The organism is Desulforamulus profundi (assembly GCF_002607855.1).
This window is the reverse complement of record NZ_AWQQ01000091.1, coordinates 57,858-70,137: the sequence shown is the minus strand read 5'-3', so window position 1 is coordinate 70,137 and position 12,280 is coordinate 57,858. Positions and strand designations below refer to the sequence as shown.

12 protein-coding genes and 3 pseudogenes are annotated in these 12,280 nt (G+C 49.9%); 14 read left to right on the top strand and 1 reads right to left on the bottom strand.

Going from position 1 to position 12,280, the window contains the following annotated elements:
* The first annotated feature begins 39 nt into the window (after nucleotides 1-39).
* The 13 genes and pseudogenes from P378_RS14400 to P378_RS19780 all read left to right on the top strand — a co-directional run bounded on the left by P378_RS14400 (nucleotide 40) and on the right by P378_RS19780 (nucleotide 9,646).
* Nucleotides 40-909 carry a Gmad2 immunoglobulin-like domain-containing protein gene (locus P378_RS14400; protein ID WP_099083730.1) on the top strand — a complete coding sequence of 290 codons (870 nt, stop codon included), beginning with the start codon at nucleotides 40-42 and terminating at the stop codon, nucleotides 907-909.
* A gap of 371 nt (nucleotides 910-1,280) precedes the next feature.
* Nucleotides 1,281-1,787 carry a DUF2953 domain-containing protein gene (locus P378_RS14395; protein ID WP_238473266.1) on the top strand — a complete coding sequence of 169 codons (507 nt, stop codon included), beginning with the start codon at nucleotides 1,281-1,283 and terminating at the stop codon, nucleotides 1,785-1,787.
* Nucleotides 1,735-2,164: pseudogene (ytfJ, locus tag P378_RS14390) on the top strand (GerW family sporulation protein). The gene P378_RS14395 and the pseudogene ytfJ overlap by 53 nt, the downstream one beginning before the upstream one ends.
* A gap of 109 nt (nucleotides 2,165-2,273) precedes the next feature.
* The gene (locus tag P378_RS14385; protein ID WP_420796008.1) at nucleotides 2,274-4,019 is read left to right on the top strand and encodes an ATP-binding protein; all 1,746 of its coding nucleotides are present in this window, start codon (nucleotides 2,274-2,276) and stop codon (nucleotides 4,017-4,019) included.
* Nucleotides 4,020-4,070: 51 nt separating this feature from the next.
* The gene (locus tag P378_RS14380) at nucleotides 4,071-4,661 is read left to right on the top strand and encodes a nucleoside recognition domain-containing protein (protein ID WP_099083727.1); all 591 of its coding nucleotides are present in this window, start codon (nucleotides 4,071-4,073) and stop codon (nucleotides 4,659-4,661) included.
* Between the two features lie 5 nt (nucleotides 4,662-4,666).
* The gene (locus tag P378_RS14375) at nucleotides 4,667-5,197 is read left to right on the top strand and encodes a spore maturation protein (RefSeq protein WP_099083726.1); all 531 of its coding nucleotides are present in this window, start codon (nucleotides 4,667-4,669) and stop codon (nucleotides 5,195-5,197) included.
* An 81-nt stretch (nucleotides 5,198-5,278) separates the two neighbouring features.
* Entirely contained in the window at nucleotides 5,279-6,283 is a 1,005-nt protein-coding gene (locus P378_RS14370; RefSeq protein WP_338013934.1) for a pseudouridine synthase, read from the top strand.
* Between the two features lie 114 nt (nucleotides 6,284-6,397).
* The gene (locus P378_RS19785) at nucleotides 6,398-6,613 is read left to right on the top strand and encodes a hypothetical protein (protein WP_180261113.1); all 216 of its coding nucleotides are present in this window, start codon (nucleotides 6,398-6,400) and stop codon (nucleotides 6,611-6,613) included.
* An 86-nt stretch (nucleotides 6,614-6,699) separates the two neighbouring features.
* Entirely contained in the window at nucleotides 6,700-7,134 is a 435-nt protein-coding gene (locus tag P378_RS14365) for a hypothetical protein (protein WP_420796009.1), read from the top strand.
* 56 nt (nucleotides 7,135-7,190) lie between these two features.
* Nucleotides 7,191-7,658, top strand: coding sequence for a hypothetical protein (locus P378_RS14360; RefSeq protein ID WP_099083724.1), 468 nt, complete (start codon nucleotides 7,191-7,193; stop codon nucleotides 7,656-7,658).
* Between the two features lie 106 nt (nucleotides 7,659-7,764).
* Complete coding sequence (locus P378_RS14355; RefSeq protein WP_099083723.1) at nucleotides 7,765-8,187, top strand: HutP family protein; 423 nt, start codon at nucleotides 7,765-7,767, stop codon at nucleotides 8,185-8,187.
* 19 nt (nucleotides 8,188-8,206) lie between these two features.
* Nucleotides 8,207-8,505: pseudogene (gene aroH, locus P378_RS14350) on the top strand (chorismate mutase); the annotation flags it as partial.
* Nucleotides 8,506-9,493: 988 nt separating this feature from the next.
* The gene (locus P378_RS19780) at nucleotides 9,494-9,646 is read left to right on the top strand and encodes a hypothetical protein (RefSeq protein ID WP_180261117.1); all 153 of its coding nucleotides are present in this window, start codon (nucleotides 9,494-9,496) and stop codon (nucleotides 9,644-9,646) included.
* Between the two features lie 44 nt (nucleotides 9,647-9,690).
* Here the strand turns inward: P378_RS19780 and P378_RS14345 are convergent.
* Nucleotides 9,691-10,877 (bottom strand): annotated as a pseudogene (locus P378_RS14345) (pyridoxal phosphate-dependent aminotransferase).
* A 299-nt stretch (nucleotides 10,878-11,176) separates the two neighbouring features.
* Here P378_RS14345 and aroF point away from each other — a divergent pair.
* On the top strand, nucleotides 11,177-12,190 hold the full coding sequence (gene aroF, locus P378_RS14340) for a 3-deoxy-7-phosphoheptulonate synthase (protein WP_099083722.1): 1,014 nt from the start codon (nucleotides 11,177-11,179) through the stop codon (nucleotides 12,188-12,190).
* Nucleotides 12,191-12,280 lie beyond the last annotated feature (90 nt).

Here is a 12,280-nt window from a genome sequence, read left to right as displayed (position 1 = left end):
TACTTTTAATTTTCATAATACCTTTTTGGAGGAATAACGATGCGAAAAATTCTATGGTTCTTCTGTCTTATTTTGCTTGTCATGATTCCGCTGGGTTGTGCTCCGGCGAGAAAACCCGAACCGAAACCGGAACCCAGGACCATTGTTGTGCCGGATGTTTCCCGGATCACCTTTGAAACCATTGATTATGACAAGGCCCCGGAGATTGTTCAAGCATTGGCCAGAACGCTGAAGGATAAGCATTTTGCCACCTGGACGTCGGTCAATGGCAGGAACTATGTCATTGTCAGTCAGAAAAACCTGCCGGTGGGCAGCGGCATACAAATTACAGAAATTGAACGCCGGGTGCCGGCCAATGACTTTGACTGGATCAATGTAAGACTGAAGTACCTGCCGGCCGTCCCTGATTTACCCACGGGCGAAAAACCCGATCTGGAGAAACCGGTTGTGGCAGCATTTACCATTGACAGACCTGTTAAAGCCCTGGGATTTGAGATTGAACGGGAGGCTCCCCAGGCCCGCACACCTGCCGCTCCCCCCGCGCCGCCGGCTCCTCCCCGGAGAGAGGACAACACCGCTGTGGAAAAGGGTTTAAAGTTGGATACTCCCAGACCCGGGGAACAGGTTAGAAGTCCCATGCAGGTATCAGGAACTGCCAGCGGGGTGGCAGGGACCATCAGAATACGTCTTAAAGATACCGGTGGATTAACCCTGGCCGAAAAGCCTGTACAAATGAACGGCAGCAAGTTTAGTACCACCATGAGCTTCAGCTCACCCCCGAATCCGGAAAAAGGTACCGTAGAAGCCTTTGTTACCGGTGACGGCGGTGTTGAGAAAGACACAGTATCCGTCCCGGTAACCCTTCTGCCCAACACCACCGGAGAACCGGAACCCATCGGAGCGCCCTGAGCGTAAAGGCAGTTGATTGCCTTTGGGGCATTCCTGTTGGGTCCAGTTGTTAGTTATTATAACTTGACCCCATAGACCAACCTATAAGACTAACAACAGGACCACAGAGAAATACACAAGAGACTGGACCCCATAGAAAAGCAGGATGAGGCTAAGAAAGGAGTGACCAAAGTCTGTTAACCATTGTTGTGCTGGCGGGTATAGGACTGTTACTGGCTTTGGTCTTCTTTTCCTATATTAAAATTCACTTTAAATTTTTTCGCTTCCAAGAGGATGATACCGTTAGTCTGGAATTTTTTCTTTGGGGTTTAATTAACTATAAAATCGAAGTCCCCGTCCTGATCCTGCAGCAGAAGTTATCGGGGTTTTCTTTGACCACACGCACGGAACTGGAAACAGGCGGCGACAATTCCAGGGAAATTATGGGCAGGGGGAATGAATATACCTATGATTTAAAACAGCTTCTTGATAAAATCCGTGACTGGTTGCCTTGGCTGCGGGCCGTCTGGGAGGATATCGAGTATTTATTGCGCCATTTAATCATGGAACGATTTCAGTGGCGTGTCAGCATCGGCACGCCGGACGCCGCAGCCACAGGCATGTTGTCCGGGCTGGCCTGGGGCCTGATGGGCAACCTTACTGCCACCTTTTATAGAAAAATTGCTCCCAATGGCATCCGGCCGGAACTCCTGGTGGAACCAAACTTTAAAAAAGAAGGCTTTTCAACTTCTTTAGACTGCATATTTAAAATTCGTATTGGCAATATTATGATTACGGGTATCAGAATAATGAAGAAAAAGGTAAACAGACGGGGGGTGAATATTCTTGGCAGAACATCCCATAGAAGGACTCATGAAAACTGCCATGGAAAGCATTAAAGAAATGGTTGACGTCAATACAGTGGTTGGAGACCCCGTAGAAACCCCTGATGGCAGTGTAATTATACCTGTATCCAGGGTTGCCTGTGGTTTTGCTGCCGGGGGGGGCGAATATGCCGTAGGAAACAATGGTAAAAACCAAGGAGAGGCAACCGGGTCGCTTCGGGGGTGGCAGTGGTGCGGGGGTATCGGTACAGCCGATGGGCTTCCTGGTGGTTGGCAACGGTCAAATCCGCCTGCTGCCTGTGGACGACAGCCATGCTCTGTTTGACCGCCTGATTGACGCGGCTCCGCAAATGCTGAATCAAATACAGGGCATGTTTAACAGAGGGGGCAAAAACGCGGGAACCGCCGGTCCTACACAGCCGGTGATTTGAAGAATGTAAAAAGTGGGGCAACCCACTTTTTATTTGCCGTTTTTTAGAGGGATATGATCTTTTATGGCGAAACAACAATTGTCTCTGCTTTAGAAGGGAGGTAATGATTGTGATCGATCGAATCATTTCGGTTCCCCACTTAAACCAATCTCGACTTTACATAAGGTGGAAAAAGTTGATCAGTGGGCAGCCCATCGATGGAGAAAAACTCTTTAGCGAGACCTACAGTGCCTGGCAGCGGTGTGCTGCCTGCGGGGTAAACCCTTTTAAGCTGCAAATCAAATGTTTATCCGAAGAAGAACTTCAATACAGAAAATCCAGAATGCGTGAAATACTGAACCTTTTGCAGTCACATATTGAGACCATCAAAAGAACGTTAAGCACCCACAGTAATGTTTATTTTATAGCTGTGGCCGATCAAGAAGGGTACATTATGGAGGTTTACAGCGATAGAGCTTCGGAAAATACCGTTTGTAACCTGCCTCTATACCCGGGTGTTTGCTTTGATGAAAAATATATAGGGAATAACGGGATTGGGTCTGTTTTGGCCATCGGTAAGCCTTTGGCTGTTATCGGGGCGGAGCATTATAGCAAGCTCTTTCATAAATGGACCAGTGTGGGTGCCCCCATCCTGGGTGATGACGGCAAAATTTTGGCAGTTATCAAGGTGAACATTCCCTGTGGTTTGGAAAGTCCTTATACCTTCAGTTTAACAGTGGCGGCAGCTAAAGCCGTGGAAGCGGCCCTGAAGCAGACCCAAATGGAGAGGCAACTGCAGGAATTCAAGAAGATACTGAGGCAGCTGATGCAGCAAAGGGACATTATTTTTAATGCCATATCCCAGGGAGTTGTCATCTTGAATAAAGAGGGGACCGTCACTTTTTTTAATAAAGCCGCCGAGAGAATCTGGAACCTGCAGGCCAGCGAAATCGGCGGGGAGAATTTTAACTGCCTGGACGAAAGCCGCTGCCGGCGGTTGGAACTCCTGCTGCTGCGGACCATTCGCGAAGCCAAGCCTTTTACGAACATTGAGTGCAAGTGCAAAAATGACCAGCATGATAAATTCCTGCTGGTGAATACAAGCCTGCTTCGGGATGAAAACGATGCGGTTGCCGGCGCCATCGGCATCTATACCGATGTCACCGAATTGCGCCGTCAGGAAGCCCGCATCAGGGAGCAGGAGAAACTGGCGGTGGTGGGTCAGATGGCCGCCGGTATGGCCCATGAAATACGAAATCCCCTTGCTTCGGTCAGGGGTTTTGCCCAATTAATGAGTGAGAAAATAGGGCAAATAAACAGTACATTTAAGGAATACATGGAAATTATGATTCAGGAGATTGACCAGGCAGACAGTTTCATCAATAACTTTCTTCAACTGGCCAGGCCAAAACCTCCCGCCATGCAGCAATGTTCACTCAATGAACTCATCACCAGTTTTGCCCGAATTTTTGAGTCCCAGGCCTTTCTTCGGGGTGTTAAACTTAAAACCGATTTACAGGAAGACCTGCCGCCCATTATCATTGACAGGGATCAAATTAAACAAGTGCTGCTTAACTTGTGTCAAAATGCGCTGCAGGCAATGGACCTGCGGGGTACTATAATACTGGCCACCAGTCATCATAAGGAGGAGAAAGAAATTTGCCTGTCTGTTATAGATGACGGCCCGGGAATCTCTCCCGAAAACCTGGATAAGCTGGGAACCCCTTTCTTTACCACCAAGGATAAAGGCACCGGCCTGGGCCTGTCCATTTCTTATACCATTGTGGACCGGCACAGGGGACGTATTGAAGTGGACAGCAAGCTGGGAGAAGGAACCCGTTTCTCCATCTACCTGCCGGTGGATCAACAGTTCTAATTGGCCAACCCCCCTCATAAGATCAGGATAGGAGGACAAGGGGGGAGAACATTGGTAAACTACGTTTGGCTAGGCATGATGGTTTTTGGCATTCTGGTGGCCGCAGCCCAGGGACATATTGAAGTGGTCACCAAAGCTGCTTTGGACGGGGCACAGGTGGCAGTGAAAACTTCCCTCAGCTTAATCGCCATCATCACCTTCTGGCTTGGTATTATGAAGCTGGCCGAAGCCGCCGGTTTGGTAAGGGCATTGGCCCGTTTGGTAAGGCCGGTCACTGGTTTTTTGTTCCCCAGTGTGCCCAAGGACCACCCTGCCATGGGGGCCATTGTCATGAACCTCAGCGCCAATATTCTGGGGCTGGGCAACGCCGCAACCCCCATGGGGCTGATCGCCATGCAGGAGCTGCAAAAACTGAACAAGCACCGGCCGGATACCGCTTCCGAGGCCATGTGCACCTTTTTAGCCCTGAATACCGGGTGTATCACCATTATACCTACAACCATCATCGGGATCCGGGTATTGTACGGCAGTCAGGATCCCACGGAAATTGTTGGCACCACCATATTTGCCACCCTTTGCGGTATGACTGTCGCCATACTGGTGGACAGGATTCTGCGCAGCCTGTACCGGAATAGGTGGTGATAGCGGTGTATGAAGTAATCAACCAAATTTCTCGCTGGGCCATTCCGGTCATGCTGCTGGTCATCCCGCTGATTGCCTTTATTAAAAAAGTACCGGTTTTTGAGACCTTTGTGGAAGGGGCGGAGGCCGGCTTTTCCACAGCCATCAAGACAATTCCTTTTCTTACCGCCATGCTGGTGGCCGTGAGCATCTTTCGGGCCTCCGGAGCCATGGAGCTGTTGGCCTCCTGGCTGGGGCCGGTTTTAAGCGTCATCGGAATCCCCGCCGACATCCTGCCCCATGCGGTGATGCGCCCCCTGTCGGGGGGAGCGGCCCTGGGGATTGCCACAGAAATCATTAAGACCCACGGGCCGGACAGTTTCATCGGCCGGCTGGTTTCCACCATGCAGGGCAGCAGTGACACAACCTTTTATGTTTTGACCCTGTATTTTGGCTCGGTGGGCATTCGCAAATACCGCTATGCCGTGGCCTCCGGCCTGGCGGCGGATTTTACCACACTGATTGCGTCCATCCTTATTTGTAACGTGATGTTTTAGTTCCATCCAGCTCGGGAAAGCTATTCACTGAACTGGTTATTTTTTTGTGCAAATAAAAACAAGAAGGGATTCATAACAGAGATGGAAGAAAGACTGCAAAAAGTGCTGGCCAAAGCCGGTATGGCTTCCCGGCGGCACGCAGAAGAACTCATTACCGGCGGCAAGGTAAAGGTTAACGGCAAAGTGGTCACCGAACTGGGCACCAAAGTGGATGCCTACAAAGATAAAATACAGGTAAACGGCAAACCAATCCCGCCGCCGGAAAAAAAGGTTTATTTGCTTCTTAATAAACCCAGGGGTTACGTCACCACCCTCAGTGACGAGCGGGGACGCAAAACGGTGATCGACCTGCTGGAGGGAGTGGAGCAAAGGGTTTATCCCGTGGGCCGCCTGGACTATGATTCCGAAGGTCTGCTGCTGTTGACCAACGACGGGGAACTGACCCAGGCCCTGACCCACCCCAAACATCAAGTCAAGAAAACCTATTTGGCCCGGGTGGAAGGCGTGCCGGAGCCGGAAAAACTTCAGGCCATGACCAAAGGGCTGCAGTTGGAGGACGGTCCCACCGCCCCTGCCGAAGTAAAGATTGCCGGCATTCAGGACGACCGGGCGCTGCTGCAGATCAGCATCCATGAGGGCCGCAACCGCCAGGTCAGGCGCATGTGCGAACATATCGGTCACAGGGTGCTCCGGCTGCGCAGGGTCCGCATGGGCCCGCTGGAACTGGACAACCTGAAGCCCGGAGAATTCCGCCCTTTAACCAAGCAAGAACTAAGGGAACTCATGACCCTGGCCGGCTTGCAGCTAAATGTAAAGGACCTGCAGGCAGCGGTAAATGTACCCTCTCCAAAACCAGGTCGGAGAAAGACTGTTAACGTTGTGACTGCGAAGAACAAAAATGCGCGGGATGAAAAGCCATCCTTCAAGCCCGGAGCGAAAGGTTTACATAAAGGCAAGTCAACCGTAGTTACCAAGAATAAAAATAAACGTGATGAAAAAGCATCTTATAATCCAGGAGAAAAAGGTTTACATAAAGGAAAGGCGGGATCTTTCACAACTCAAAAAAGAAAGCCCCGGTCTATATAGAAACAATCGGAATATGCAGCAGCCCAAAAATATGACATATAGGTAATGTTCCGAATTAGCAAGGGAGTTCCGTTATCCTTAACGAGCGACTTTGCGGAGCACCGGTAACAGCTCTTGGTGAGCGGAGCGAACCTTAGTACTGTCGGTGCGGACACTGCCAACGCCCCGCCCTATGGTTTGCTGGGCAATTTTAACGGGGAAGGCTGCCTGACCACCATGGAATGCCGGGGCGCCAGCCTGGATGACGCCCAGGAGCCTTTGAAAGGCCCGAAAAATATTTTGATACCTGCCCTGTCTGCGGTTCTCGGGATATCCGTTGGTAATCCTTAGCAGGATTTTCCCTCGTCGAAATCGAATGTTTTAAAGGAAGGTTTGGCGAGGAGGGTTTTCCTTTGAACGTACAAAATGACGATCTTATGCACCGGCCCCTCAGGGTGAAGGTCCGGATGGATTTCAGGGGTGTTGGCAAACCAGGGCGCTTTTTATTTGGGGGGAAACCCAGCGACAAGGCTGCCGAAGATCTGAGAGAACAGCAGGTGGCTGTATTTCGCAATGTTCCCATTCAGGGCATCCAGGTTGAGGATATCGACATGAGCGCGGAAGTATACACAGTGCAGGATGAGGTGTCCAGCGCCGAGGTGGCCTATGCCCCGGTGGTCCTGCAGCTGCGCGCCGAAACACTGGAGGATGTGGTAAAATTTATCGCCAGGGATGACTTTCGCAAAATTGAAATTATCGACCCACCCAACCTGACACTCACCAGGTATGATGTGGAAAGGCTACTTTTCAGGGTGGCCGAGGAAATGCGGGTGTACCGTTCCCTGCTGGAAAGAAAATATAACAGCCGTTAGGGTTGGCATAATTTAACATACAACCGCATATACAATCAGTGGTAGGAGGCGGTGGTATGAAAAGCAGAAAAAACCGTTCATTCAGCATTAAAAGGGCAGAAAGGTACTTACTTTCGCTGATCGCGCTAGGCGCTGCTTTTTTGTTGTTTTACCATTCCTTTTTAGCGCAGTCACCCTCGTGGCAGGTGATCGACCGGGTGGGGTCCGATGCCCAGAAGGTTATGAAACCTTTGGAGGGGTCTGAGAATTCTATCATCCTCCAACTAACAAACTTCTCCACCCTTCCCAAGGCAAAAGTTCTGGTAAACGGTCAGGTGAAGGGGGATTTTACCCACCCGTATGTTACCGTCCCTGTATCCAATGGAGATGTGTTGGAGGTGGATACCACCTATTATGACCATTCCGTCACCATCAAGGTGCTGGACAGCACCAGGCAGATTATTGCACCTGCCAGGGGAACGGAATTTTCCGGCAGGAAGACAGTATTTACCCTGGGGAAAGTCAAACTGGACAAGAAGTCCTAAGACGACATTGCATTTACTAACAAGCTGTAATATAATCTAGGCAACCCAAAGGGGAATAAAGCAAATAGCGCTCCTGCCGGGGTGTTATTTTTTTGGGGGTGTTTGTTTGGTTCTCCACGGAAGCAGAAAAGTGGCCAGGGTTGCCATTGAAATGGCCATGACGGAAACCAGGGAGCAGGAGAAAGAATACAAAACCAAATTTCTGGATGAGGGCATCCGTACAGCCGCAGTGGATTACGGTGGCGATTTTATTTCTTCCGTAAACCGTATTATCGAACGGGCGGTGGTGGCTGCCAAAAGAGAAGGGGTTATCAAAGAAGTCCATGCGGACGAAGGCGCCGTGGCCGGCGCCACCCGGGAAGCCCTTTCCATGATCATGCAAAAGGCGGTGGGCTTAAACGTAGGGGGTAAAATCGGCATTGCGCGCCAGGCGGACCATATCAGTGTGGCCGTGTTTTTTGGCGTAGGTCTTTTGCATCTTGACGAAGTGGCTATAGGGCTGGGACACCGGGCAGTATCAAGCCCGTAGAAGCAGGGAGGTTAGCAGGATGGTTTGTTTTGTAAGGGGAATCAGAGGAGCCATTACGGTAGAACGGAATGACCGGCAGGAAATCGTTGAAGCAACCCAGGAGTTAGTAAAAACCATTATTGAAAGCAACCAATTATCCACAGAAGATATCTGCAGCGCTTTCTTCACGGTAACACCTGATCTGAATGCAGAATTTCCTGCCAAGGCGGCCCGGGCCCTGGGCTGGGATTATGTACCCTGTTATGTGCCCAGGAATTGGATGTGGCCGGAGCAATCGCCAGGTGTGTCAGGGTTTTGGTGCATGTCAACACCACTAAATCCCAAAGAGAAATAAAGCACGTGTACCTGCGGGAAGCGGCCAATCTCAGACCGGATCTTACAGAATAAAAGCTACAGGCCGGGGTTCCTAAACCCCGGCCTGTTTCAATACTTCCCAATGCTATTTTTCTGCGCTGTAGCCGTAGAAGCCTTGGCCGAAGAACAGCAGAATGAGAATTAAGAAGATGATAAAAGCAAAATTGCTGCCATAAGCGCCACCATAACCGTAACCCATAATATAACCTCCTTATTGTTTATTGATTTAAGGGCTGGGGAAGCCCTAAACGCTACTTATCGTATCCGTAGTAAGGGCCTGATCCAAAGACCAGGAGAATCAGAATCAGAAAAAGAATAAAAGAATTGTCTTTGCCAAAGCCACCAAAACCGTAACCCATGGAAACTACCTCCTATTATTTTTTGGTACAAGGGAGGGGCTGAGAAAACAGCCCCCCAAAATATTACTTCTCAGCGCTGTAGCCGTAGAATCCTTGACCGAAGAACAACAGGATCAGGATTAAGAAAATGATGAAAGCGAAGTTGCTACCGAATAATCCACCGTAACCGTATCCGTCAGGCATTGTGCATCCTCCTTTAATTTATTTTTTGTGAGTATCCACACTCCATATTATGGTAGGGGCCTTCACAATGTTACTTGGTACTGCTTTTTTGCTTTTTAATTAAAAAGTTATTTTTCTACACTGTACCCGCCGTAGAAACCATTACCGAAGATTAACAGGATAAGGATCAAGAATACGATAAAGGAGAAATTTCCATAACCATAACCGCTCATCGTAACGCCTCCCTTATTGATAAAATTTTTGGGTTGATACCCTTGCTAACATAATAAGAAAATGGGGTCTGAAATGTTACAATCCAAAAACAAAATTCTTTGCTAAAATACCAGGAATTGATCTTTTCATATTGGGAAGGAAAATATCCATTGACAGCGAAAAAATATACTATAAGTTTATACATGGAGGGTTCAACCTTGCCTTCATATAATTTGGTCAGCAGAGGAACAAGCGGGGGCCGACGGGCTGATGGTGGAAGTTCATCCGGCGCCCAGTCCCTGCGACCCCACCAACTGGAACAATTGATGCAAGGCATACCGGCATTGCTGCAGGTAAGAGAAAACGTGTAAAAACAACCCCGGACCGGGCTTTTTCAGCCGTCCGGGGTTGTTTTTTATTTCATGCCAAGTTCCTGGGCCAGGGCAGTCCAGGCCGGCAGAGATTTTTTGATAATGTCCAGATCAATGCAATAAGCCAGCCGAAAGTAGCCCGGACTGCCAAAGCCGCCGCCGGGAACCACCAGCAGATTGTGGCTTAAAGCCTTGCGGGTAAACTCAATGTCATCCGGTAAGGGTGACCTGGGGAACAGGTAAAAGGCTCCCTGGGGCTTTACCACTTCAAAACCAAGGGAGGTCAGGTGGTTGTAAAGCAGGTCACGCTTTTCTTCGTACTCCTTGATGTCAACGGATTCCCGCTGCAGTCCGGTCACCAGCCGCTGCATCATGGCCGGGGCATTAACAAAGCCCAGGGTACGGTTGCAGAAGACCAGGCCTTCAACGAGGGTATCCATACCGTCGATCCGCGGGCTGACGGCGATGTAACCGATTCGCTCGCCGGGTAATGCCAGGTCTTTACTGTGGGAGGTTACCATCACTGCATTGATTATGTATTTGAAGACCGAGGGGACCTGCACCCCGTCATAAACAATCTTGGAGTAGGGCTCATCGGACACCACAAAATGGGCCGGCCCATTTCCCGGGATTTTTCCTCCACCAGTTTTCCAAGGCCGGCCAGCACTTCAGCCGGGTAGACCATCCCGGTAGGGTTATTGGGTGAGTTAATAATAATGACACGGGTTTTGGCATTTATGGCGCCGCTGATGGCGTCCAAATCCGGCAGGAAAACATCGTTGGTGGGCACGACTTTTAATACGCCGCCCTGGTTATCCACATAAAAACCGTATTCCACGAAATAGGGAGACAGGGCGATCACTTCATCACCGGGGTTTAAAACAGCCTTCAGGACGACGTTAAGACCACCGCCGGCCCCCACGGTCATGACCACGTGTTTGGCTTCAAAGGGCAGCTGGGACTGCTCGGCCAATACTTCAGCCACCGCCGAACGGGTTTCGGGATAGCCGGCGTTGCTCATGTAACGGTGCATACCCGGCTCCGGGTGAAGGGCCAGCCTTTTCAGTTCCTCACGAAATTTTTGCGGTGGTTCCACCGAAGGGTTCCCCAGGGTAAAATCATATACTTTATCGGCCCCGTGAATTTTTCTCAGGCGGTCCCCTTCTTCAAACATTTTACGAATCCAGGAAGCCCGGCTTAGAAAAGAAGACACCTTATCCGACAATACCATCTGTACGACTCCTTTCACTTGGTTTTCCATCTATTGTAACACTACCGGGAGATAAAATTACAAAAAAGATATTATTTTTCCAAAGGGAATTGCCAGCTGCCGGGGGAAGTGATAAGATAAACTTTGTAGAATGGTTTTGTTTTTCAAAACGAAGGATGGTAGGACGGTAAGGAGGGGTTATTATGTCTTTTTTAGGTTTTGACTGACACTCTCTTTAGGAGTGTCTTTTTATTATTTGATTTGATGGATATATTAAGAATGGCAGTGCCCTTTGAGTAAAGGGCGGAAGGAGGAATTTTATGATTGTGGTTATGAGTCAGGGGGCCGGTGAGGATAAAATTAACGCGGTATTGGAAAGACTCAGACGGGCCGGGTTTAAAACACATCTTTCCCGGGGGGTGGAGCGTACCATTATCGGCGCCATTGGGGATGAAACCAGAATAGGCGACTTGGCTTTGGAAGCCATGCCCGGGGTGGAAAACGCTGTACCGATTCTGCAGCCCTATAAGCTTGCCAGCAGGTCCTTTAAGGAGCAGAACACGGTGGTTAAAGTCGGTGACATCGAAATTGGCGGCGGGCAGATTCACGTAATGGCCGGTCCCTGTGCGGTGGAGAGCCGGGAACAGCTTTTGGAGTCCGCAGAGATGGTAAAGGCCGCCGGAGCCACGCTGCTCAGGGGAGGGGCCTTTAAGCCCCGCACTTCTCCCTATTCCTTCCAGGGCTTGGAAGAACAGGGGTTGCAATATCTGGCCGAAGCCAGGGATAAGACCGGGCTTAAGATTGTTACCGAAGTAATGGATGCCGGCACCCTGCCACTGGTGGCTGAATACGCCGATATCCTGCAAATCGGCACCAGGAATATGCAGAACTTCTTCCTGTTACGGGAAGTGGCCAAAGTGGATAAACCCGTTCTCTTGAAACGGGGCGTGTCGGCCACCATTGAAGAATGGTTGATGGCTGCGGAATACATTATGGCCGGGGGAAATTATAACGTAATTTTATGTGAGCGGGGTATTCGCACCTATGAAAGTTTCACCCGCAACACGTTAGATTTGTCGGCGGTGCCGGTGGTGAAACATTTATCCCACCTGCCCATCATCGTGGACCCCAGCCATGCCATCGGCAAGTGGCGGTTTGTGCCGCCCATGGCGGTGGCTGCGGTGGCAGCGGGGGCGGACGGCTTACTGATCGAAGTCCATCCCAATCCCTCCGAAGCCCTGTGCGACGGCCCCCAGTCACTGACTCCTGAAAACTTCCAGTCCTTAATGAAGGAAATTCAGGCCGTAGCAGAGGCAATAGGGAGAAGAATTTAGACTTATTCTGTATTTCTTTGGGATCTTGTTGTTAGACTTATCCTGCATTCAGGTCCTGTTATATGATTTAACTAGACCCATAAGGAATAC

Coding starts and splice junctions, on each gene's coding strand:
- P378_RS14400 (WP_099083730.1), top strand. CDS start 40: ATGCGAAAAATTCTATGGTTCTTCTGTCTTATTTTGCTTGTCATGATT.
- P378_RS14370 (WP_338013934.1), top strand. CDS start 5,279: ATGGAAGAAAGACTGCAAAAAGTGCTGGCCAAAGCCGGTATGGCTTCC.
- P378_RS14365 (WP_420796009.1), top strand. CDS start 6,700: ATGCACCGGCCCCTCAGGGTGAAGGTCCGGATGGATTTCAGGGGTGTT.
- P378_RS14360 (WP_099083724.1), top strand. CDS start 7,191: ATGAAAAGCAGAAAAAACCGTTCATTCAGCATTAAAAGGGCAGAAAGG.
- aroF (WP_099083722.1), top strand. CDS start 11,177: ATGATTGTGGTTATGAGTCAGGGGGCCGGTGAGGATAAAATTAACGCG.